Origin of the sequence: Clostridioides sp. ES-S-0048-02 (assembly GCF_020658495.1) — a bacterium.
GTDB lineage: Bacteria > Bacillota > Clostridia > Peptostreptococcales > Peptostreptococcaceae > Clostridioides.
Genome location: NZ_JACVWH010000005.1, coordinates 192,367 through 215,803 on the forward strand (window position 1 = coordinate 192,367; position 23,437 = coordinate 215,803).

Sequence of the window (23,437 nt, forward strand, 5' to 3'; positions counted from 1 at the left end):
TCTTAGAATTCTACTCTTTCTTGTTTAATGTTTCTGGTAAGAACAGCCATACAATAGCACCTGCTACAAATACTGCTGTTGATATATAAAAAATAGTTGTCATACCTAAAGCACCAGAAGCTGTACCAGCTATTGCAGGAATTGCAAATGTAGATATAATTCTTCCTCCATTAAATGACATTCCAGAGGACAATGAACGATATTTACTTGGGAATAATTCTGTATAGTATGCTCCCCATGCTCCAGAATACCCAACAGCAATTCCTAATAATACTGATATAATATAAAATGCTGTTGTATTATTTCCTCCTAGTTTTGTATATATAAATACAAATACTGCTGCTAATGCCATCCCTATAAAAGGTACTTTTCTTCCAAATTTATCTGCTATTGAACCCCAAAATAAATATCCTACTAATTGCCCAATTCCTTGTAAACTATATATAGAACCTGCTACTGCTGCTGTCATTCCTATCCCTGTTACCAAATATGTAGTTGCATTGTTTGAAAATGCTGAGTATGCTGTGAAGTTAGCACCTGATAAAATAATTGTTCCTAGTCCAATCCACAAATATTTCCCCTTATACATACTTACATAGCTAATTTTTTCACCTGTTTCTTTTCCTTTTTTAACTAATTCTCTTGTATACTCTGAATCATCTGGTACAAAGAAAAATGCCAAAATAGCTCCAACTATAGGTGGTATAATCGCAGTATACATTAATATTTGCCAATTTGCATCACCTAAAAATCCATACACTTTCCCACCAAAAATCATAGCTAGTGAAAATAATGCAGTTAATACAGCAGCTAACTTACCACGATATTTGCTTGGAAACATATCTGCAACTAGAGGCATAGCTGTTCCAAATACACCACCCAATACTACCCCTGTGCATAAACGTGCAATTTTCCACAATATAATATTTGTAGGAGATAACATTGGAATAAAAGTCGTCAACCCAATTAATAAAGCTACACTAATTAAAGTTTTCTTTTTACCAAGCTTTGTAGAAATTACTCCAAAAATGAATGTACCTGGAATTGTACCAAAGGACATGACAGCAAATATTTCTTCTGTCTGTTTTAATGAAAACCCAAATCCACCTTCTGCCAAAGTATAAATCATTGTTGGTTTAATAAAGGTACCTACCATAAAGTTATAGCAATAGAAAAAGTATATTAAAGCAATCGAAAAAAATGCAATTCCCCTTTTTAGATTTGAATAATCTTTTCCTAGTATAATATCATTTTCTATCACATCTGTTGTTTTCATATTATTCATAATTACCCCTCCCTTACTATTAAGCATACTATTGCTAAAACTTTAAATTTTTACTTTTCATACATATTTCTTGCTTAAATTATATAACAAGAATACTTATTATATAATTTCTAAAAATATTTATACTCTAAACTATCTTACTCTTCTACACCCATGTACATCTGCTTCAAAACATCCATACCATCAAAAGTCATCCATTCTTCCTTTACCTTACCTTGTAGTACATGATAATGATTAATTCCCATTACCTCTACATGCTTACCAGAAGGTTGTCCAAAAAATCCAATGCCTTCATTTATTCCACGTAGTCTCCATCTCACAGATACATCATATCCTTCATTTTTTTCCTTTTGATTACAAGTTACTCTTTCTACTTCATAACTGCCATTTGGAATTGAAGCAAGTAAACTTACAATCATTCCTTGAATCTCATCATACCCATTTAAATCTTTATCACATATGAAATGTACTACTGCATTATCGTGATAGTACTTTTTAACTTCATTTATATATTTATAATTGTAAATACGACTTGTCATCTCAAGCATCATTTCACCAACAGAATCATCTTTAGCTTGATACTTTGCTGGCATAAATTGACCATCCATAGACTCACAAATACCATAAGTTGATTGTAAACTCAATACTTTAGATGCACTTGCCTTTGCCATATTTTTTGCCACTTCTTGAGGATTTAATCCTAACTGAGTAACAATCCATAGATTATCTCTAACTAGCCATTCTTCATGGATTCTATTATTCGTAGTAGCACAATCAATTACAGTTCTAAAATTTATCTTTTTTCCAGTTGCTGGAGCAAAATTACTGTCACCTAAATTAGTTGCTGTCGACAAAACACGATGAGAAGACAAAAAACCATCAGCACCAAAATTAGACCATATTACATTTTGACCAATCAGCCTTCTATCTGGAAACGCATGTAAAGTTTGAAGAGTATTTGAGATAACATCTTTTATACCAACTAAATTAGAAGAACCACAGTGCATTGTTACATTATTGTGATATGTATCATAAATAACTCCAATACCTTTTTCTTCCCAAATATTATGTGTAATTTTCATAATATAGTCTACAAAATCTCTATATTTGGAATCAAATCCAGGTAACTTCTGCTCCCTTTTTGTTTGATTTGAAAAATCATTATAATCCATTACTCCAACAGGTGTTACTTCTAGTGAATCTCCATAGTAAATTTTTGTAGACTCCATATTTGTTTCTCCCTTCAATGTAATTTCTTCAGCTTTTTTAATAGTATTATTCTCATTGATTTTATCTATATTAGCTTTATTTACTTCAACATTATTAGCTTTATTTACTCCAACATTACTTAATTTAATCTCATTTATATCAACTTCTTTTGCTTTTGCTTTTTCTTTATCTTTTTCTCTTACATCATTTTTATCAATATACTTCAATTTACATTATCTCCTTCCTTGAATACGTATTCAAAATTAATTATTAAAAATTAAACATTAAAAATACTTTTAGTTCTTTCAAGAATATCAAGACCTTGTTGTTTTAACCAGTATGGAATATCAATCAACACCCAATTTTCTTTAAGTTTATCTCCTTTACGATAGTAAACATCAACGACTTGCATATCTGCCTTAACCTCTCCACCTGGCAATCCTAAAAATCCTCCACATGGGATATTGCTTAAGTTAGGCCATCCAAAGAAACAAGCAAAATTACCTTCTGCGAATCTACATACATGTCCATTAAAAGTCTTTCCTTTTAAATTATTTCTAAATGGCAATTGATGTTGTTCTTGATATCTAGGTATAGTATAAGAAGCTCCAATCCCCCCTGGTCCATACCAAATCATATCTTTAGCCCATGATTTTTCAAGTATCTCTGGTGGGCATCCCATAGAACCACTGTCATTTAGTTCAGACAAATCATCTACCATTTTATTGACTAATGCTAAAGTCTTAACCCCCTCTACTTCATCTGCATCTTCAAAAAGTAATCCATTATGGTCAATTGGTCCTGGATATACAAAATATGAACCTGTTTGTGGTGGCAATGGATTGACGCCTGCCTGAATCATAAATCCAATTATATCTACAAATAATCCAGTTTTGGAAATTCTACCATCCTGCACACAGTTAAATTCCGCATATCTTAAGCTAATCATCTTGCGAGTATGCTTAATCCCAAGCCAATCATTATCAAAAAGTCCCATAAAATGACCCATACTCATTACCCACTCACTGTTATCAATTTCATTAGTACCTGCAATGAAGATATCTTGTCGTCTTTGCATATTACTCAATGAATGCTTTAAAGGCTTCCAAAATATATCTGCTACATTTTCAACTCCTTTTTGTTCACGAAATGGATATACGCCTCTCCAGTCATAATCTGACTTCATGTGCTGTTTTAAAATTTTTTTAATTTCATCTCCATTGGCATTTTCTAATGCTTCAAAGTAATTTCTTACAACTCTTTTTGATTCTTGATATTTTCCCATGATTATATCCTCCCAAATTTATAAAGTATAATCTAACTTTATTGACTTGTTATTGCATACGTTTTCTTTTTTATAGCCTTTTTATCTATTTTAAGGCTATTTTATGAATACATATGCATTTTTCTAAATATTAACATATATCTAAAAAATTGTAAAGAAAATGTTATCATAAAAATGTAAATTGTAACTTATATCTACTCAAATTTATATGTTTTTAATCATTCCTAATAAAACTAATCTTTATCTCCCATATTTATTGAAATACTTGCACCAATAAACAACTATAAAAAAATAAAGGTGACAGTCTTTTTAAAGCTATCACCTTTTTGATTTAGTCAATAATATGTTTTTATTTGTATTCTGATATTTATTTTTTAACCTTTAATTTAATTGTTTATTTATTGAATTTCTAACCCTATTTTTTATCAGTATCTTTTTTTTCACCTTTAATTTCTTCTTTAGTATTATTTTTATTAACCTCTTCTACTTGTTCATCAGTTGCTGTTTTAGATTCATAAATTTTTTCATATTCTTTTATATTATTTTTCTCAGTATCTGATTTATTTTCAGACACTATTTTTTCATCTACATTTTGGTTTTCAAATCTTCCACATTTCTGATATTCATTGTTTTCTTGATAATTTTTAGCATCAAATTCTTCATTTTCTTTAAATTCTCTGTAAGTTCTTTCATGACCACTTGGTGCAAATCCTTCATGACCTCTACATTCTCTATTGCCATGACCTCCTTCGTATCCTCTTGGCACAAATTCTTCATGACCTCTATATTCTCTATTGCCATGACCTCCTTCGTATCCTCTTGGCGCAAATTCTTCATGACCTCTATATTCTCTATTGCCATAACCTCCTTCGTATCCTCTTGGCGCAAATCCTTCATGACTTCTACACTCTCTATTGCCATGACCTCCTTCGTATCCTCTTGACGCAAATCCTTCATGACCTCTATATTCTCTATTGTCATGACTTCTACATTCTCTATTGCCATGACCTCCTTCGTATCCTCTTGGTGCAAATCCTTCATGACACATCATTTCAAATATTTTGCACCCTTCACATACATGATTCCATGGATGTCTATGAGGACCTCCATATCCTCTAAATCCTTCTCTTTTATCTTTGTAATAATTCATATTAACTCCTCCTAATTAACTCGATTTTTTCTATTAATTTATTTTTTCAGTTTTATTAAGGTACCTTATCTATTTTTAATTATAAAGGTACCTTATAATTTTGTCAACACTATTTTTAAGGTACCTTTGTATTTTCTTCAATTTCTTTTATTTTCTATTTTCAAAATGAAAAAAATTAGGGATACTCCTACTAATAAAATAATTATTTAAAAAAAGTGAACCATTTATAGTAAAATTTTATCTAATAAGTGTAAGGCAAAAAAGTAGCGCTACGATTTGCATAGAAAGGTAGGAGTACAATTGGATAAAACTACATTTATTAATAATATTCTTGAGTCAGAACAGACTTTGTATCGCATATCTAAGTCTATTTTAGGAAATGACCAAGATTGTGAGGATGCTGTCAACAATGCTATTTTAAAGGCATATGAAAAGTTAGACTCACTGAAAGAACAACAATATTTTAAGACTTGGTTGATTAGAATAGTCATAAATGAATGTAATTCATTAAGACGTAAACAGTTTAATCTTCTACCCTTTGAAGAAATTCTCAAGAACAAAAAAGTAGAAGAAGATGATGATTACAGTGATTTATATATTGCTATTCAAGGTTTATCTAAAAAAATTAAGATTCCAATAGTTCTTTATTATATCGAGGGATATTCAATAGATGAGATTAAAGAAATATTAGATATACCTCAAGGAACTGTAAAAAGCAGATTATCAAGAGGTAGAAAATTATTAAAAACTAAATTAGAAAATGTGGAGGTAATGTATGAACAAAAACAAATTAAATAATTCATTTCCGAAAGCTCCAGAAAGCTTTCATAATAGATTAAATAAAACATTAAATAGTCTACCAGAAAGAGGGGAAAATTATAAAATGATTAATAATAAAAAACATAAATTACCATTTAATTTATCATTCAAAAAAGGATTAATTGCAACTTTTGCTGTTACTCTACTTTTGGGTACAACAGTTCTTGCTACAGGAGAGATATCTAGTATAATTGGAAAATCAAGTACTAGGGCTACCTATACATCTATCCCAACTACAGAACAAGTAAAAAAAGACTTTAAATTTGCCCCTAATATAGTTTCTGAATTTAGTAATGGATATAAATTTAAAGGAGCTTATACTATAAATGAAAAAGGACTTGATAAGGAAGATAACATTTTAGGCGAATTAAAAGCACTTGATTTTACCTATGAAAATGGTAATGATGAAATATCTCTTAAAACATCAAATAATGTACTTGGAAAAGATTCTGAGAATATAAAAGTTGTAGATACATACAAAGATGTAAATATTTCTTATGAGGAATTCAAGCAAAAGTATGTACCAGAAGGTTATAAAATGACAGAACAGGATAAACTTGATGAAAAATCAGGTAAATATGTATTTAGTGAGTGGTCAGGTGATGTGGAAGTTAATGAATATAAATATTTGAGCTGGAAACAAAATGGAGTTTATTACTCATTTATAGTTCAGGACTCAGATTTATCTATGAATAATTTAGTAGAGATGGCTCATGAAGTAATAGATACAAAATAAAGATAAGTAATATAAAACATAACTAACAATTGAATTATTTATGAGTCTATTATTTGTGACTTTAATTTATTTATTAGTAAACATAACCATCTCTTTTATATTAATATTTTTTTTAGAATTTATATCAGATTTTAACTATTTAACTGCTATACAAATTCTAACTAAATAATACTACTAAAAAAGCCCTTAAAAAACATCTATTTTGAATTTTAAGGGCTTTAACTTTATCATAAAATACTCATATAAATATTCATTACAAGTACATAATAAATATATAATAATCCTAAAAAATTAGAAAAGAGTTAAAATTTCATTATTTTAATATTACTTCAATATTATTTTAATATTGTTTTAATATCGTTTTAGTATTACTTTAATCTTACTTTAATATTGTTTTAATAAAGAACTTATCTCATCTAAATAATATATGTTTAGTACATGAAGAGCTCTTGTACAACAAGTATAAAGGAGCAACCTTTCATCTTCATTATTATAATTTTTATTACTTGCATTATATATAATAACCACATCAAATTCAAGCCCTTTAGATAGATATGAAGGCATTATTAACACGCCATTTATATACTCATCATCATCTTTTGTTATACACTGTACATCAACATCATTCTCTTTTAAAAACTCGTATACTTCTCTAGCTTCACGAACTGTTTTTGTTATGATACCAACAGAGTTATAATTTTTCTTTTTATAACCTTTTATATCTTCAATAAGTTTTTTATTCAGTTGATTTTTATCTTTAAAACCGATTATCTTAGGCTCATCACCATGTCTTTCAACATATTCATCATTTATAGATTCAGTAAGAAGTTTTCTTGAAAATCTAGTAATTTCCATTGTTGAACGATAGGTTTTACTTAGATTTATTATACAAGTATCATTCTTTAATATATCATGAATATTATTGTAATCTCCAATATTCATAAATGGATTGATTGATTGGTTGATATCTCCTAATATAGTCATATTTGCAGAATTAAAGAGTTTATAAAATATTTCATATTGTAATGGACTGTAATCCTGTGCTTCATCTATGATTACATATTTAATTTGTGATGTATTTGGGATACCTCCAAGAACCCCTTTTAAATATAAAAGAGCAACTTGGTCCTCATAATAAAGGCTCTTTACACTCAAATTATCCATTGTATAAGTTCTTATATTATCTATAAGATTTTTATCATACTCAATATTCGTTTTATCTAAAAACATCTCCAAATTCTCAAATAGATTTTTATAAGTGTCTATCAAGTCTAGCTCTGTCATTTTTAAAACTTTAGAATAGATTTCTTTCAAATTTTCTTTTACAATAAGAGTACTTTTTTCTATCATTTCTTCTTTTTCTATATAATCTTCAGATTCTTCAAGTTCTTTAAATATTTCATCAACCCAAATTTTTTCATATGGTTCAATTAGAAACATTATTCTTGATTTTATCTTTTCTAATCTTCTCTTGATTGGTAGATTTGAATAATCATTGGAAAACAAATCTTGCAAATCCTTAGATGAAATTATCAACTTGCCTCTCACAATAATATCTTCAAAGCATCTATCCTCTGTCTCTAGATGAGTTATATATTTTTTTAATATATCCACAAACTCTGAAGATGTTTTAAATTCTATATTTTCTATCCTATCTCTATATGTTATTTTTTGATTATTATCAAATATATACTCCATCATTTCTGATGGACTTTCTTTTTTAAAATCATTTCCTAATTCTTGATGCATATAGTCTTTAAATGTGGTCTGACAAATATTATCTTCACCAAGTTGTGGTAATACATTTGATATATAGTCGTTAAATATGTTATTTGGAGAAAATATTATTATATTTTTAGATGTTATTTTATCTTTATGTCTATATAGTAAATATGCAATTCTATGAAGTGCTATAGATGTTTTTCCACTTCCAGCGGCGCCTTGTACAATTAAGTTTTTATAATCTTCATTACGAATCACTTGATTCTGCTCTCTTTGAATAGTTGTAACTATAGTTTTCATTTTCTCATCAGAGTTTTTGCCTAAAAGTTCTTGTAAGACATCATCATCAATATTTAGATTGCTGTCAAACATATACTCAATTTTTCTATCTTTTATTTTATATTGTCTTTTCTTAGTTATTTCTCCAGAGATTAATCCTTCTGGGCAATCATAACTTGCTTGTCCAATCTCATAGTCGTAAAACATACTTGAAATAGGAGCTCGCCAATCATATACAAAAAAATCATAATCATCATCAATGAGATTTGATAGCCCAATATAACACTTTTGAGTATCAACTTCATTATCTTCAGTAAAGTCAATTCGTCCGAAATAAGGAGATTCAATCATTTTTTCGTATTTATCTTTGAGCTTTTCAGTAAATTCATGGCTCCTTTTTTGATGCTTCATAACATCCATAAATGACATAAACTCAGAAAGTTGTTCTAATCCATTTTCAATAGAAATAGCCCCCAAATCACTCCATAATTCCCTTTGAGTTTCTATAGCATCTTTTTTTAGTTTATCCTTTTCTCTACGTTTTTCCTCAAGCTGTCTGTTAGCTTCTTTAAGAACTTTTTGGAGCCATTCATTTTCAAGATTCAATTCAAAATCATTTAGATTCATATTATAATCCTCCTCAATTGAAATTAACGTTTAATCCGCTATATCAATTATATAGAAATGAGGATATATTCATAGTCTTAAAAAAACTTTTTATTTATGATATAATTATAGTGGGAAGATAGATAGTTTCTAATCTTCATTAACATCCTTTTCGCTATACTTTTCATCCTTAGATACATTCTGCTCATCAAATTTCTTATTCTTGAAAAACTCTGGATGTTCTTTTGCTATCTGTTCAAAAAATCCTGGATGCTGTTTCGTCATTTGTTCAAAGAATTCTTCTCTATTAAAAAAAGCTTGAAATGCTTCCATACGTGGATTGTAAAACTCTTTTTCTTCTTGAGAACTTGGATGTGGTTCCTCATGTGGATTTGGATGTGAACCCATATGCCCCATTCCAAAACCTTCTCTTCCATTAAAACTTAAGCGTTGACCAGGATATGGTCTTGAGTGTGCTCCCATATGCGCCCCATCAAAATTAATATTATCATCATTTTTTATAGTTCTCTCCAACTCATTAGTAATCTTAGTAAGAATATCACTTAGAATACTTTTTTCTTCTTTTTCTAAAATATCGAATATTTTATTAGTTGGGTCTTCTTCCTGCTCAATTTTATTAATTTCATCCATACCCTTTGATGTCAGTCTTACTACCATTACTCTACGGTCTTTTTCTGAAGGTGTACGAGTAATAAATCCTTGATTTTCTAGTTTTGAAAGCAACTCTCCTAAAGATTGAGGTCTCATATCAAGCAAATAAGATAGTTCTTTTTGAGTAATTTCTGGTTTTATTTTTAGCATAGATAATACTCTTCCTTGACCTCTATGCGTTCCTCTAAAAAAACCATGTGATTTATGATTTTGAAGGTGAAATTTATGTAGTAACGATTGTACTTTAAAAAATTGCTCTAATAAATTTTCATCTTGAGTTTCATTCATGATTTTTACCTCCTAAATTAATTATTAATTTTGTAATCATACATTTTACTAATTATATGATTTTTTTCGAATAAGTCCTTTAAAAAGGTACCTTACTTGTATTGAGTATAAGAGCAACCCTTCGATTTGTCAAATATTTTAACACTTTATTACACTTTAACTGTACTATATTTTAAACTTTTACTAATATTATGCCCCGATTATACTCTACTCATATTTCTTATGTTTAAGCTTTTCTCTCAGGCATTTTGTAGCCTTCTAAAGCTTTATTAATATAATCATTAAAAGGTTTCATAAGTAAGAATTTATCAGTAACCATTTTACAAAATTCATATAAATTGTCTAAGTCACTATCCTGTAAGTGATATTCAATATACCAGCTTTTGTGTTTTAAATACTCTCCTTTAGTAAAATCTTTTGGATATCCTCTTGGAATATTTTTTAGTTTTTCGCCATCTAAAGTAAAATTCTCTGAAAATTTATGATTATACAAAATAGATTCTAATTCATCTGAATGTTTAAGTATATAATCCCTCACTCTTGTTGTTGCATCTGAAAGCTGTGGTGTAAAAAGTCCTGCTCCTAAAAATATATTTTGTGGAGAAATATCTATGTAATACCCTACTGGAATTGGTACTCGTCCAGCAGATGAAATATGTGCTCTAAATGATGGGTTATAAGGTGATTTATCATTACTAAAACGAGTATCTCTATTCAACCTAAATATTAAATCTTTTGCATTTAGATGTGCAATAGATTTATCTTGATAAGCTAAAGTATTAATTATATCTTGTACCAAATGTTCAAATTGCAATGTAGCTTCTTTTTTCCATTCTTTATTTTCCATCATCCACTCTCTTGAATTATTGTTTTTCAGTGCATTTAAAAACTCTAATATACAATTTTTTTTCATAATTTTCTCTCCCTTTTATATTAATTTTATTAATATTTTTAAAAATTATTTAAATACTTGATTGATACTCAAATACCATATAGCTATTTTAAAATACTCATTAATTAATTTTTAAAATTACATATCTAAATAACTTCTAATACTCATACTTAATACTTATTAAAGTTTTGCATCATATTTTAAAAACTTTCTAATTATTTATAAATTTTTAATTATTGAGTAGCAGTCTGAATGTAAAAAATCTGTTAGAAATTTTTTTAATTTTTCACTAGAATAATATGATGGAAGTCTTGAAAATACTGTTGAAAAATTTTCAGCTTCCTCCATAGCAGATTTAAATTTAAATATAGTATTATCATCATCTTTTTCTAGACTAGAATACTCCAAGTTTTTAGGATTTATACGGTGATTAACTATTGCATAATTAATACGCTTCTTGCACTGACATACCCCCTTTCCACTTAATCCACAATACCCATCTAAAAATGAGGCCATTTTCTTCCTAATTCGTGATAGCCTCTGTCTGTATGCTTCAGAAGATATCTCCAAAATATCAGCAGCAACTTTACTATTTAGTTTAAACATTGTACCTAAAATAAAAATGCATCTACTCTCTACATCCAAGCATTGTAACATTACATTTGTACATGAATATTTTAGTTCTTCTTCAATAATAGAAGTTTCAACACTTTGAGATAAATCAGGTATATCTTTTGATTTGCCATTTTTGATATCAGCTCCATAATATTCAAAACTTAAATGCTGTTTAGAAAACATACTTTTTTTATAATTTTGTAAATGATTGTATGCTATTCTAAATACCCATGTAGAAAAAGAACTTTCTTTTCTAAATGTAGATAGATGAGTAATTACACGTATCATAATTTCTTGACTGGCATCCTCTGCATCCTGTACAGTACCTAACATTCTTAAAGATAAATTAAATACTAAATCCTGTACATCCAATAACAAAATTTCAAGAGATTTTTGTCTCCTAAAATAGCTCTATCTATCAAATTTTCTATTTCATCTTTTTTTACATTATTTTGTGTACTTTCACTCATAATTTCACCCCCATATTAAGTTAGACAATTTAAAAAGTACTTTGTGACATAAAATTTTTATTTTTAGTATATTATTACAAAATAAAAATACCCAATCAACCTAAATAGTCCAATTGGGTATAAATTCTCTAAAAAATCATTTTGTATTTAAATAATCATCTTTATATTTGAATAATTATTTTTGTATTTGAATTTTTATCTAACTCTAATCTTTATCTGATTCAAATCTTTATCAAGCTCTAGTCTTTATCTAACTCCAACTTTTATTTAACTCTAGCTATTAGAGAAATTGTATTAAAATACTTACCATCTTCTACTTCCATCATTTTTTTATCATTTTTTGCATAAGAATTATCGCAGTTTAGCCAATCTTGCCATGCTTCTTCATGACAACTTAAAGCTTCACATTTCTCTAAAATCACAGACTCCGATTCTGACCAAAGCTCATTCCACCATTTAAGAGAATGAAAATTCATGTTATCTTGCCAAAATGGAATAAGTTCATCAGGTATACAATCTACAAAATCTTGTTTTAATCCTGGCATTGCCATTGCAATTATTCCACCCTCTTTTACAAGAGGTGATATGTGATTTTCTAAAAAACCTTCTTTATTTCCAAAGTAGTGATAAGAATGAACACTTATTACTGCATCAAAAAAACCTTCTGCGTAAGGTAATTCATGTGCCTCTGCTTGTATTGGAAATATTTTATTATCTAAGTTAAAGTCCTTAAATCTTTCATAATTCTCAGTTGGTTCTATCCACAAATCTGTTGCAAATACAGTTGCATCAAATTCATTTGCTAAAAATATAGAAGATATACCTCTTCCACATCCTAAATCTAAAATACGCATTCCCTTTTCTAATTTTATCTTATTTGTCAGTTCCTCTAGTATTTTTATACAATTAGGTCCCATCATATTTTTCATGAGGAACTCTTTGTCATACTTATTACTTTTCGTAAATACCATTCTATCTTTCCTTTCCTTATAAATTATTATTTATTTAAATTGTTTATATTTTAATGTATATACTAATTAATCTATTTAGTTTAGCGGATATTTGACACTTTACCTTTTATTATACCATTTATTCTCATAAATATAATAATTCTATTATTTTAAAATTAATATTTATAATAATTTAAAATAAATACTTATAAAATATAGTTTATCATAATAATACTATAAAAAAACATCGAAAAATAAGTATTCTATAGTGAAATAGGAAAAATAACCTTGATATATGTTAGCTATAAAATATGAACAAATAAAGAAGCAGATATGAATAGATTTTGGAATATCTAAAAAATCTAACTCCAAGACAATTTTTTTAAATTCTCCAGAGAGTATTACGATACTACATTATAAAGCTAATTAAGATATTATTCTAAAAACAATAAAATAGGCAGTCAGTAAACACAAATTTTTACTGACTGCCTATTTTTGTTTAATATCTATTATAAATCTTCTAAATAATACTTTCCTTCTAAGAATTCTGATTCTAGCCCTAGATTTTTGAAGTAATTAACTAAAGACATACATGCAAATTTTTCTGTAGAATAATGAGTAGCACCTATAACATTAATTAAATTCTCTTTTGCAATTCTATGAAATTCTAATACTGGCTCAAAATGTTTTAAAGGCTTGGTAAATCCAGTAATATATAAATTTATACAAAGCTCATCAACTTCACTTGCTACAAATGGATAACTTCCTCCCCCTGCTGCAATAGCTACTAAACCATCTTTTAAAAAAGAGCTTCCATAATCATATAGTTTCACATCATGTCCAACTGCTTTTTTAACAAGCTCCTTAATCTCTTCTACTGACTTTAAGTATGTTTTACATATAACTCCTACCTTGATTTTATCATCATATTTGCAGAATGGTTTGACAATTTCAAGACCTAAAGCATTTGCAAAACTAACAGAAGTTGAATAATCACTATAATTGTCTAATGGAGAATGTAATACATAAAAAGAAATTCTACGTTTTTTCATCTCTTCCATATAAGATAGTGGAATGTCATGAAATGGAAAACCTTCATCAGATGCTATATATCCCATTGCATGGTGTGAAAAAAGTAAGATATCTCTTTCATCTTTATCTATGATTTGCTGAATTATTTCTTTATCTGGAAAAGTAACTGTATATACTTTATTAATGTCTTGAGCATTATCTAATACTAAACCTATGTATTTTTTCTTAAACTCTGGAGTAATAAAATCATTTTCAAAATTCATAAAACTCCAATCATCATCAATATTTTTAATATCAAATTCTAAGTCTAACTTTTTATAAAGTTCTTTTGCTTTAATACTAATCACTCCTTTACGATAATATTTAACTAATATCTATTTATACAAGAGTTCTATAGTATACTTATACTTTAAAAATCAACTATATCTCAAAACACTATAAATACTCACTTATTTTAAAGAATAGTTTATTTTTCTAGTATACATTCTATCTCAATACTCTTGTCTAGAAATATCTTTTCATTTTAATTTACATCATTAATCTTGTCAAATACTATTATTTTATATGATTAGATTTTTTGGAGGCTTTTTCTTAACTTCAATAATCTTTAAAATATCATCAAGCTCTTTCTCATTCTCCACTCTATAATTTATCCATCCTCCACTTCCACAAGGGTATCGCTTATCCCAAAATTCATTTGTCTTTGGCAATAAGTTATCCAATATATTTAATAGCTTGTCTACATCATTACTTCCAATTTGAATAGTTGCCGTAAAGCAATCTTTCTCAAAAAACACATAAAATAGATGCATTGTTTTATGTGAATACTTATATCCCCAGCCATAATTATTTCCAAAAGGAAATCTTAATTCTTTACGCAAATCATATTTTTTATCTAATAAATTCTCAAGATGCAAAATAAGATTAAAATGTTTTTTGCCAACATACTCAGAAATCTCTTTTTCTGATGGCATAACACTTTTATTCAACATTCTTTCATACAATTTTAATCACCACTTTTGATTTATTTTTAATCTAAAAATACTAGTATCAAAATTATTCACTCCTTTTACATTCCTCTACAAATTCAATTGGATGTTGAATAATCTTAGAAACTTCTTCTACAGAATACCCTTCATCTAAGTATCTTCTGGCTATAACTTCCATAGCTTCTCCTACCTCAATAATATGCTTATCAGGGTCATAAATACGCACTACTCTCTGTTTCCATTCATATTTTAGTGGTTGGTGAACATACTCTACATCTTTATATGATTTAAGTTTTTCAATAAATTTATCAAAATCATCAGCTTCAAAATAAAGTTCCATATTGTGTGATTTTTTCACAACTGTATCTGGATTTAGTCCTGTTAACCATGCGAAATCCTCTTGTATTGCAAATCCTCCACTAAAAGTTACATTTTTCCCTAAATCTAACACAACTTTTTGGTCAAACAATTCTCCATAAAACTTTTTTGACACTTCTATATCATTTACTGCCAATAATGAACATTGATATTTCATAAATATCCCCCCTAATTTTTATTATTATTTTATTGTACCAATTTAAACTTGAAAGCTATATGTCATATTTATAAAAATTATGAAATTATGTATTCTACACAACTACAATCCATATGCAAAAAGCTACCCTAAAATATAGTTATTTAATTGATAACTAAAGGTAGCTTTTTATATTGAATTAATAGAATTGTCCATCATTAATTTACACTCATATTTAATTTTATTTTAGTTCATATTACAATCCACTTATAATTTTCAAATACAGATATACTACATATCATAAATATACTGTATATGATTTATGTTTATATTATACAAAATTTTGCTTTAATTTTGCTTTAAGATTGTATTTTTATAATATTTAATTTACATATAATCTATTAAATTACATAAATCACCAATCTAATGTTTTACTTATATTATACAAGCTCACAAAATTTCTAAAAATAAGTTTTCATATTTTTAGGTATCATGTTTTATTTTACAAATAGCTACTATTTTTCTTTAATCTTATTTTCTTATTTTTATTTAATACTTCTTAACCACTCTTCAATAAAAAGTATATCTTTTTCACTTATATTATCATCTGCATGAAGTGATAATAATAAGCTTTTTATAGAGGAATCATGAATATTACTAAAAAATTCTCTCGTTTCAACATTCAAGTAGTCCTTTTTATTAATTAAAATCTCATACTGTGTATGTTTATTTACCTTTTTAGAACTTAAAAATCCTTTAACTACTAATCTAGATAAAATAGTTAAAGTTGTCGTTTGCTTCCATTGATATTTTTGCTCCATAGCTAAAATAATATCTTTTGATGTTATTTTGGAATCTACTTTCCATATAAATTTCATTATCTTCAATTCTGATTGTGGCAACTTTTTTATTGGCATAATAAACCTTTGCTACTCAGAATACAGACAAGCAATATTCACAGTAAAATTTTCATCAATTTAATTGATGCTATATTCATTTAAATTACTGTAATTTTATAAGATTTTCTCAATCTTAAATTCTAAAGTTAGCTATTTGTACATAATAAACATGTGTAAATAGTGTCAGAATTACTTTATATTGCTTAAGTTTTATGAAATATCTTGTACTCAGCTATATACTTCTGGATACTTGTCTCAGTAGCTCTCCCTTCTTTTAAATTTTTCTTTCTAGTTTTAAGCATTTATATTTTAGTAATCTTACTTCTTTTAATTTTGACTTATTGCTTCTCTAGCTTTTAAAAAAAGAATCTCTCATTTATGATTTTTATAATCCAAACCTTTTCCTCAACAGTTCTTTATAGCTCTAATTTAATTCAACATATCTAGACATCTATACTTTATATCACTAAAAATCAGACACCAAAACTCTACTTTAGTAGAGTTTATATGGTCAAAAAATGTCTATTTAAGATGCTCTTTCGCTCTAAATACAAGGTTCTAATAAAATATTCCTCTAATAATTACATAAAAGTTCTTCTAATTAAATCTGCTCTTAAAATCTGATTATCTTCTTCTCAAAATTAAAAACTACTATATTATAATTCTATTTTAGTAGAATATTTTTGTCAATAATATTTTAAGTATTATTGAAAAATATTAAAAAAAGGGAACTATTTAAAGAGTTTAACAGTCTTACAATAATTCCAAAATATATTATTCCTATGAAAATTTTGATACCATGAGTAACTTAGCTCTAAGCGCATAAAGCAAAAGTTACTATTTTATTTAATAAAACTTGACAAGAAAAGAATTTATATTTATTCTACTACGATAGAACATTTTTGTCAATAAATAATAAAATTATTTTCAAAATATTTTCATTGTTCACGCTTATTTATTATTTTATCATAAAATTTTACTTTACTAGTGGGAATTTTAAAGTTATTTTTAGACCATGACAATCATCACTTGTGATATTTAATTTACCTTTATGTGCGTTTATAATACCTGCTACTATTAAAAGACCCAGACCATGATTCTGACCTTTAGCATATGCATCACTCAAATTATATTGATTATTCAATAAATAACTAATTTTATCTTTGCTCATACCTTTTCCATCATCTTCAATAGTTATATAACAAAAATCTAAATCAGACCTTGAAACTACATTTATATTACACCCATGTTGATTGTGAGTTATACTATTTTGTATCAAATTGCTAATAGCTCTTTTTAATAACTTTTTATCTGCATCTATAATAATATCTTCATCCAATATATTAATCTCAATATAAAAGTTATTATCCAAATTATTATTTATAAAATCAGAAACAACCTCTCTCAAGAAAACAGAAACTCTAATTTTACCACAATCCAATGGTTGCATATTGTATTCCAATTTAGAGACTAAGTTAAGGTCGCTTACTAATTCCCTAATCTTAATACCTTGATTACATATAATAGATACTTGCTCATGTTCTCTTTGAGAAAGATTTTTACTTTCCTCAAGCTCTCCAGCATATCCTATTATCATTGAAAGTGGTGTTCTTATATCATGAGATATTCCTGCAATCCAATTAGACCTAGCTTCTTCTCTTTTTCTAAGCTTTGCATTTTTTTCCTGTAATTCTCTAGATACAGAGTTAATAGATTTTGAAATATCACTAAGTATTCCCTTTTCTTGAAGAAATACTGGCTCGCCCTTTGAAATAAGCTTCATCCCTGTAATAATTGGCTTTATAGATTTTACCATTTTTAATCCTATGAACAAAGCTATTAAAAAAGTAATTATTGCATTAAGCAAAAGCATAACTAATATTAACCTTGGAAATTGCTCTATTTCTCTAATGGTATAAGTAAGGTTAAACCTAGTATACTTGTCTTTTGGATATCCTGTAACTAGAAGCCCCTCAGGATGCTCCCATACATACACAGGATAGTCTTTTAAAAAGAATTTTGAAAATTTAGCTACATCCGTTAAAGTATAATGCTTTGGTATTTCTTTGGGTAAATCATACTCCCATATTCTGTCCCCATTATCATCAATTAACATTGCCCAAGCTTGATTTTTATGTAACACATCTTTGCTAGATTCATCCAAAACAAATTTACCATCTTTTGAGGTTAACTTTTCTTCAAGCATCATTAAATTTGCTTTAGTCTCTCTGCTAGTGCTTATATCCGATTCTCCCAAGTATGGATATATAAAGGTTACGTATGAAAATATCAAAAATCCTGTTATGTTTAAGATAATTAGAAATAATGAAATCAAGATGCTTGAACCTATAAATCGCCTCAATATATATTTTACACTATCCAAAGTTAAATCACTCCTCTTGAAATCTTCCTATGGCATAAATCAATTAACAATTAATTTATATCCAAGCCCTCTTACTGTAAGAAGATGCTTAGGAGAAGATGGTGCTTCCTCTATCTTTTCTCTAACTCTCCTAACATGTACCATAAGAGTATTTTCATACCCATACATGTCATCTCCCCATATAGCTTGACATAGTGCATCACTAGTAACAATTCGCCCTTTATTTTCATACAACTTTAAAAGCAGGGAATGTTCTTTAGCAGTTAAAGATATTTCTTGTCCATCTTTTTTTACACATGCAGTATTTAAATTTACAACAACAAAATCTCCTAGTTTAAATACTGGCAACTCCTCTTCCTTCATAGGAATATATACACGATTTAGTATACCTATTAACCTTAAAGTAAGTTCTTTAGGTAAAAATGGCTTTACTATATAATCATCAGCTCCTAAACCCAAACCAATCAATCTATCTTCATCCTCTCCTCTTGCAGAAAGAAAAATAACTGGTATCTTAGACGTCTCTCTAATTTTTCTCATAATAGAAAATCCATCTCCATCTGGCAATACTACATCTAAAATTGCACAGTCTGGTTTTATATTTTTAAATACTTTCACAGCTTCTTCATAACTAGAGGCTAGAAAAATTCTATTAAATCCATCTTTTCTTAAGATTTCATCTATCATTTTTAATAATTCTTTATGGTCATCAACCACAAGTATTTTTTTATCCTTTATTGTTTCCATAATTATCACCATCCATAAGTATATCATATACCCATTTTTATAACTTTACCCCAATAGACTATTTAAGGTTATCGTAAGGTAAACTTCAGCTATCTGAAATGTAAGTACTTTATTGTATTAATATAAGCTACAAACACTACTATATGTAAGTCATAAAAATTCATACTAAATTATAGAAAAGAGGATAAAACATATGGAAATGATAGTTAAAACAAACAGACTTTCAAAAGAATACAATAAAATATTTAGAGTAAAAGACTTAGACCTTAGAGTACCAAAAGGAGCTGTATATGGCTTTTTAGGCCCTAATGGTGCTGGTAAATCTACTACTCTTAAAATGCTACTTGGACTTGCAAAACCTACACAAGGAAATATTAGTATTTTAGGTAAAGAGTTAAATGATAAAAACCGAATATCAATTTTAAATGATATTGGCTCATTGATAGAATCTCCATCATACTATGGTCACTTGACAGGGCTTGAAAATATGACTATTATGCAAAGACTATTAGATTTACCTAAAAAAAATATACATGAAGCCTTAAAAATAGTAAGACTAGAAAATCAGAAAAATAAGAAGGTCAGTCAATATTCACTAGGTATGAAACAACGCCTTGGCATTGCCATGGCAATAATGAAGTTTCCAAAACTATTGATACTTGATGAACCTACAAATGGACTTGACCCAGCTGGAATTGAAGAAATTAGAGAACTAATAAAATCTCTTCCAGAAAAATATGGCATGACAGTTCTTATTTCTAGTCATCTTCTAAGTGAAATTGACCAAATCGCCACATCAATAGGAATAATAAATCATGGTGAACTTGTTTTTCAAGATAGTATAAAAGAACTTCATGATAAAGGTCAAAGTCATATTGCTATTAAAACACAAAATCCAATATCTGCTCAAAAACTTTTAAATACACAAGGATATATGTCACTTATACAAGATGGATATTTAACTATTGAGAATTTAAAAGACACAGATGTAGCTAAAATAAATAACATACTTGTACATTCAAATATGGATGTATTTAGAATAGAAGAACATAAAAAGAGCTTAGAGGATATATTCCTTGAACTTACTGGCAAGGCGGTGACTTTATAATGAAATATCTTAGTTTAGAATTTTATAAAATTAAAAGAAAGAAAATTATTTTGATGACATTTTTATTTGTAGCTGTTGAAATAATATGGTGTATCATGAATTCAAGTAGAGCTCTTACAAAGAATCCAGACATGCTAAGTGGATTTGAATATTCATACATGATTATGAGTTTTACAAGTTTAAATGGATTATTTTTTCCTATCTTAATATCAATAATTACTTCCCGAATAAGCGATATAGAGCATAAAGGAGATACATGGAAACTTTTAAAGTCTTCTGCTACACCCTTAAATAGTATTTATTTTTCTAAATTTTTATGCTCTACTATTTTGATATCATTATCTATACTTATACAAATATTGGCTATTTTAGGTTTTGCATCTTTTAAGGACTTTATCGAACCATTTTCTATGTCCTTAATTGTCAAATATACCTTAGGTACGATACTAGTTAGTATAGCTATAATAGCACTACACCAATGGGTTGCAACTGTATTCCAAAATCAAATGCTTGCTGTTACACTTGGTATGTTAGGTAGCTTTATAGGTTTAACATCAGGACTATTTTTTCAAGGTATTCGTAGATTATTTATATGGTCTTATTACATAGAATTAACGCCTCTAAATTATGCTTATGACACTGCCCTTGGTTCATCAGTTTACAAAGTAAATATGAATTTTTCAATGACTGTTTTAATCTTCTTTGTTGGAATGTTAATTTATTATATTGGAAAAAATCATTTATTAAAAAAGGAAATATAGGAGGGATTTAAATGTTAAGAAAATCAGTTTTGGGAGAAATCCTAAAGTTAAAAAATTCTTTTATATGGTATATATTATTGGCTTTACCACTTCTAAGTGTGCTAATTGGTACTGGAAACTTTTATCTAAATCAAGATATCCTTAAGAAAGAATGGTATAGCTTGTGGACTCAAGTTAGTCTATTTTATGGTGAGTTTTTCTTTCCTATATTAATAGCAATCTTTTGTGCCTATGTTTGCAGACTTGAACATATGAATCATAATTGGAATAATGTAATGACACTTCCAATCAATTTAAAAAACATTTTTTTATCTAAACTTATAGTTATTTCAATACTTACGGCTATCACTCAAATTGTTTTCGTTATTTTTTACATAGTTGCTGGAAATATGATTGGATTTTCCCAAAGTTTACCTAATGAACTCACTGGCTGGATTGTTAAGGGTTGGATTATTTCAATTTCAATAGCTTCTATACAACTATACCTATCTATAAAGATTAGAAGTTTTGCTACTCCTATTGGTATCAGTCTTTGCCTTTCTCTATTTGGAATGGGCTTACTAATAGCACAACCTTCTATTGGTATATTTTTCCCATACTCTATGTTAGGAAGTGCTATGGGTATTATAAAACAATCTGCTTTAAACGTTAATGATACTATAGTTACAATATGTGTTGCATTTGCCACTACTATAATATTTTCTGAAATCGCTAAGAGAAACTTTAGAAAAAATGATGTTATATCTTAACCTTACAATAAAATTATATATGACAAGATGGTGTCATCCTCTTGTATTATAATAAATCAAGTATGTATGATAAATAATTCAAATCACCTCTTGACCATCTAATCAATAAAAAAGACTTTCATGATGTAGTATGGTAAAATATAAAAAAGCTTGCCTATATTTGCAATTATGTCATATGAAAAATCTGGATTCAAGAAATCTGATAAGGCAATGACTGATTTTTTATTAGATGAATATGTATCTCTCTATGGAGCTGGAGATTATGTAATAGATGGAACTGCTATTTTGGTAAAACACTTAGATGTGTAATGCATTTTATTATGAAAAGTGATAAAACTATTGATAAGGCTATAGTACACTGCTATTTTCATTTTCTAGAATTAACCTTAATAGAATTAGCTTTAATATAACAGATAAAAAAAATTAATCCACAGGAGTATAAATTAAAATGATAATTAGACAAGAAAAAGCCAGTGACAAAGATAAAGTATATGAAGTCATTAAAGCTGCATTTGCAAATGAAGAATCTTCTGACCATGATGAACAAAACCTTGTTAATCGATTAAGAAATAGTACTAGATTTGTTCCAGAACTTTCACTTGTTGCTGAAGATGATGGAGATATAGTTGGGCATATTCTATTTACAGAAATAAAGATTAAAAATGATGTACTACTTGCACTAACACCAGTAGCAGTTTCTCCAAGTGTCCAAGGCAAAAAAATAGGTTCAAAGTTGATTGAAGAAGGACATAAAATTGCAAAGTCAAAAGGATATAAAGGTTGTGTAGTTTTAGGTCATGACAAATATTATCCTAAGTTTGGCTATCAAGTAGCAAGTAAGTTTAATATAAAAGCTCCATTTGAAGTGCCAGATGAAAATTTTATGGCTATAGAGCTACTAGACAATGGATTGAAAGAAGTGTCTGGTACTGTAGAATATGCAAAGGAATTTTTTGAACAGTAGTTATAAACTATGATTGGTAATTCTATTTAATATTTAAGATATAAGGAGTGATATAATGGGTGAACTTTCTAAATTACCAAATATAGGTCCTGTAGTTGAAGGTCAATTAAACCAAGTTGGAATCACAACCTATGAACAGTTAAAGGAAATAGGTAGCAAGCAGGCATGGTTAAAAATAAAATCTATTGATGCTTCTGCATGTATTAACCGTCTATATTCACTAGAAGGTGCAATTCAAGGCATCAGAAAAAGTCAATTATCTTCAGATGAAAAGGAAGAATTAAAAGAATTTTATAATATATTTAAGTGTTAG

The 23,437-nt window shown here is 27.9% G+C and carries 23 protein-coding genes; 8 read left to right on the top strand and 15 right to left on the bottom strand.

From position 1 onward, the window contains the following. Positions 1 to 10 precede the first annotated feature (10 nt). The 4 genes from IC173_RS09110 to IC173_RS09125 form a co-directional block, all read right to left on the bottom strand. Positions 11 to 1,285 carry an MFS transporter gene (locus tag IC173_RS09110; protein WP_227835894.1) on the bottom strand — a complete coding sequence of 425 codons (1,275 nt, stop codon included), beginning with the start codon at positions 1,283 to 1,285 and terminating at the stop codon, positions 11 to 13. 137 nt (positions 1,286 to 1,422) lie between these two features. Further along, positions 1,423 to 2,721: an ester cyclase gene (locus IC173_RS09115; RefSeq protein WP_255613352.1), complete on the bottom strand. Its 1,299-nt coding sequence runs from the start codon at positions 2,719 to 2,721 to the stop codon at positions 1,423 to 1,425. A gap of 50 nt (positions 2,722 to 2,771) precedes the next feature. Beyond that, positions 2,772 to 3,779: a nuclear transport factor 2 family protein gene (locus tag IC173_RS09120; protein WP_227855441.1), complete on the bottom strand. Its 1,008-nt coding sequence runs from the start codon at positions 3,777 to 3,779 to the stop codon at positions 2,772 to 2,774. A 415-nt stretch (positions 3,780 to 4,194) separates the two neighbouring features. Beyond that, positions 4,195 to 4,929, bottom strand: a complete 735-nt coding sequence (locus tag IC173_RS09125; RefSeq protein ID WP_227855442.1) for a hypothetical protein — start codon at positions 4,927 to 4,929, stop codon at positions 4,195 to 4,197. Positions 4,930 to 5,229: 300 nt separating this feature from the next. Here IC173_RS09125 and IC173_RS09130 point away from each other — a divergent pair, with 300 nt between their 5' ends. After that, positions 5,230 to 5,727 carry an RNA polymerase sigma factor gene (locus IC173_RS09130; protein WP_227433496.1) on the top strand — a complete coding sequence of 166 codons (498 nt, stop codon included), beginning with the start codon at positions 5,230 to 5,232 and terminating at the stop codon, positions 5,725 to 5,727. Continuing rightward, positions 5,705 to 6,484, top strand: a complete 780-nt coding sequence (locus tag IC173_RS09135) for a hypothetical protein (RefSeq protein WP_227433497.1) — start codon at positions 5,705 to 5,707, stop codon at positions 6,482 to 6,484. The genes IC173_RS09130 and IC173_RS09135 overlap by 23 nt, the downstream gene beginning before the upstream one ends. Positions 6,485 to 6,868: 384 nt before the next feature. Here the strand turns inward: IC173_RS09135 and helD are convergent, their stop codons facing one another. The 11 genes from helD to IC173_RS09190 all read right to left on the bottom strand — a co-directional run bounded on the left by helD (position 6,869) and on the right by IC173_RS09190 (position 19,542). Then, a complete protein-coding gene (gene helD, locus IC173_RS09140; protein ID WP_227855443.1) occupies positions 6,869 to 9,112 on the bottom strand; it encodes an RNA polymerase recycling motor HelD in 2,244 nt (747 codons plus the stop codon). 129 nt (positions 9,113 to 9,241) lie between these two features. Further along, positions 9,242 to 10,051: a MarR family winged helix-turn-helix transcriptional regulator gene (locus IC173_RS09145; RefSeq protein ID WP_227855444.1), complete on the bottom strand. Its 810-nt coding sequence runs from the start codon at positions 10,049 to 10,051 to the stop codon at positions 9,242 to 9,244. A gap of 226 nt (positions 10,052 to 10,277) precedes the next feature. Then, positions 10,278 to 10,964: a DUF2461 domain-containing protein gene (locus IC173_RS09150; protein WP_227855445.1), complete on the bottom strand. Its 687-nt coding sequence runs from the start codon at positions 10,962 to 10,964 to the stop codon at positions 10,278 to 10,280. A 198-nt stretch (positions 10,965 to 11,162) separates the two neighbouring features. Then, positions 11,163 to 11,936 (bottom strand): RNA polymerase sigma factor, encoded by a 774-nt coding sequence (locus IC173_RS09155; RefSeq protein ID WP_413927542.1) that lies wholly within the window; start codon positions 11,934 to 11,936, stop codon positions 11,163 to 11,165. A 355-nt stretch (positions 11,937 to 12,291) separates the two neighbouring features. Beyond that, the gene (locus tag IC173_RS09160; protein ID WP_227433502.1) at positions 12,292 to 12,999 is read right to left on the bottom strand and encodes an SAM-dependent methyltransferase; all 708 of its coding nucleotides are present in this window, start codon (positions 12,997 to 12,999) and stop codon (positions 12,292 to 12,294) included. Positions 13,000 to 13,487: 488 nt separating this feature from the next. Then, positions 13,488 to 14,357 (bottom strand): Nif3-like dinuclear metal center hexameric protein, encoded by an 870-nt coding sequence (locus IC173_RS09165; RefSeq protein WP_227855446.1) that lies wholly within the window; start codon positions 14,355 to 14,357, stop codon positions 13,488 to 13,490. A gap of 213 nt (positions 14,358 to 14,570) precedes the next feature. After that, entirely contained in the window at positions 14,571 to 15,002 is a 432-nt protein-coding gene (locus IC173_RS09170) for a DUF3788 family protein (RefSeq protein ID WP_227855447.1), read from the bottom strand. Between the two features lie 64 nt (positions 15,003 to 15,066). Then, a complete protein-coding gene (locus IC173_RS09175; RefSeq protein ID WP_227855448.1) occupies positions 15,067 to 15,534 on the bottom strand; it encodes a VOC family protein in 468 nt (155 codons plus the stop codon). 524 nt (positions 15,535 to 16,058) lie between these two features. Further along, complete coding sequence (locus IC173_RS09180) at positions 16,059 to 16,430, bottom strand: BlaI/MecI/CopY family transcriptional regulator (protein ID WP_227433507.1); 372 nt, start codon at positions 16,428 to 16,430, stop codon at positions 16,059 to 16,061. 958 nt (positions 16,431 to 17,388) lie between these two features. Next, complete coding sequence (locus tag IC173_RS09185; protein ID WP_227855449.1) at positions 17,389 to 18,795, bottom strand: sensor histidine kinase; 1,407 nt, start codon at positions 18,793 to 18,795, stop codon at positions 17,389 to 17,391. 39 nt (positions 18,796 to 18,834) lie between these two features. Further along, complete coding sequence (locus tag IC173_RS09190) at positions 18,835 to 19,542, bottom strand: response regulator transcription factor (protein ID WP_227824693.1); 708 nt, start codon at positions 19,540 to 19,542, stop codon at positions 18,835 to 18,837. 193 nt (positions 19,543 to 19,735) lie between these two features. Here IC173_RS09190 and IC173_RS09195 point away from each other — a divergent pair, with 193 nt between their 5' ends. From IC173_RS09195 to IC173_RS09220, 6 genes are all read left to right on the top strand, one after another. Further along, entirely contained in the window at positions 19,736 to 20,650 is a 915-nt protein-coding gene (locus IC173_RS09195) for an ABC transporter ATP-binding protein (protein WP_227433510.1), read from the top strand. Further along, positions 20,650 to 21,411 (top strand): ABC transporter permease, encoded by a 762-nt coding sequence (locus tag IC173_RS09200; RefSeq protein ID WP_227483040.1) that lies wholly within the window; start codon positions 20,650 to 20,652, stop codon positions 21,409 to 21,411. Before IC173_RS09195 ends, IC173_RS09200 begins: the two co-directional genes overlap by 1 nt. An 11-nt stretch (positions 21,412 to 21,422) precedes the next feature. Beyond that, positions 21,423 to 22,160, top strand: a complete 738-nt coding sequence (locus IC173_RS09205; RefSeq protein ID WP_227855450.1) for an ABC transporter permease — start codon at positions 21,423 to 21,425, stop codon at positions 22,158 to 22,160. Between the two features lie 168 nt (positions 22,161 to 22,328). Beyond that, positions 22,329 to 22,469 (top strand): hypothetical protein, encoded by a 141-nt coding sequence (locus IC173_RS09210; RefSeq protein ID WP_227831316.1) that lies wholly within the window; start codon positions 22,329 to 22,331, stop codon positions 22,467 to 22,469. A 139-nt stretch (positions 22,470 to 22,608) separates the two neighbouring features. After that, on the top strand, positions 22,609 to 23,124 hold the full coding sequence (locus IC173_RS09215) for a GNAT family N-acetyltransferase (protein WP_255613353.1): 516 nt from the start codon (positions 22,609 to 22,611) through the stop codon (positions 23,122 to 23,124). A 55-nt stretch (positions 23,125 to 23,179) separates the two neighbouring features. Next, a complete protein-coding gene (locus IC173_RS09220) occupies positions 23,180 to 23,437 on the top strand; it encodes a TfoX/Sxy family protein (RefSeq protein ID WP_227433515.1) in 258 nt (85 codons plus the stop codon).

What these genes read in the sequence shown, in the direction of transcription:
- IC173_RS09120 (WP_227855441.1), bottom strand. Translation starts at nt 3,779, where the DNA reads ATGGGAAAATATCAAGAATCAAAAAGAGTTGTAAGAAATTACTTTGAA.
- IC173_RS09145 (WP_227855444.1), bottom strand. Translation starts at nt 10,051, where the DNA reads ATGAATGAAACTCAAGATGAAAATTTATTAGAGCAATTTTTTAAAGTA.
- IC173_RS09135 (WP_227433497.1), top strand. Translation starts at nt 5,705, where the DNA reads ATGAACAAAAACAAATTAAATAATTCATTTCCGAAAGCTCCAGAAAGC.
- IC173_RS09125 (WP_227855442.1), bottom strand. Translation starts at nt 4,929, where the DNA reads ATGAATTATTACAAAGATAAAAGAGAAGGATTTAGAGGATATGGAGGT.
- IC173_RS09170 (WP_227855447.1), bottom strand. Translation starts at nt 15,002, where the DNA reads ATGTTGAATAAAAGTGTTATGCCATCAGAAAAAGAGATTTCTGAGTAT.
- IC173_RS09210 (WP_227831316.1), top strand. Translation starts at nt 22,329, where the DNA reads ATGTCATATGAAAAATCTGGATTCAAGAAATCTGATAAGGCAATGACT.
- IC173_RS09190 (WP_227824693.1), bottom strand. Translation starts at nt 19,542, where the DNA reads ATGGAAACAATAAAGGATAAAAAAATACTTGTGGTTGATGACCATAAA.
- IC173_RS09200 (WP_227483040.1), top strand. Translation starts at nt 20,650, where the DNA reads ATGAAATATCTTAGTTTAGAATTTTATAAAATTAAAAGAAAGAAAATT.
- IC173_RS09205 (WP_227855450.1), top strand. Translation starts at nt 21,423, where the DNA reads ATGTTAAGAAAATCAGTTTTGGGAGAAATCCTAAAGTTAAAAAATTCT.
- IC173_RS09195 (WP_227433510.1), top strand. Translation starts at nt 19,736, where the DNA reads ATGGAAATGATAGTTAAAACAAACAGACTTTCAAAAGAATACAATAAA.
- IC173_RS09180 (WP_227433507.1), bottom strand. Translation starts at nt 16,430, where the DNA reads ATGCCAATAAAAAAGTTGCCACAATCAGAATTGAAGATAATGAAATTT.
- IC173_RS09220 (WP_227433515.1), top strand. Translation starts at nt 23,180, where the DNA reads ATGGGTGAACTTTCTAAATTACCAAATATAGGTCCTGTAGTTGAAGGT.
- IC173_RS09175 (WP_227855448.1), bottom strand. Translation starts at nt 15,534, where the DNA reads ATGAAATATCAATGTTCATTATTGGCAGTAAATGATATAGAAGTGTCA.
- helD (WP_227855443.1), bottom strand. Translation starts at nt 9,112, where the DNA reads ATGAATCTAAATGATTTTGAATTGAATCTTGAAAATGAATGGCTCCAA.
- IC173_RS09215 (WP_255613353.1), top strand. Translation starts at nt 22,609, where the DNA reads ATGATAATTAGACAAGAAAAAGCCAGTGACAAAGATAAAGTATATGAA.
- IC173_RS09110 (WP_227835894.1), bottom strand. Translation starts at nt 1,285, where the DNA reads ATGAATAATATGAAAACAACAGATGTGATAGAAAATGATATTATACTA.
- IC173_RS09150 (WP_227855445.1), bottom strand. Translation starts at nt 10,964, where the DNA reads ATGAAAAAAAATTGTATATTAGAGTTTTTAAATGCACTGAAAAACAAT.
- IC173_RS09160 (WP_227433502.1), bottom strand. Translation starts at nt 12,999, where the DNA reads ATGGTATTTACGAAAAGTAATAAGTATGACAAAGAGTTCCTCATGAAA.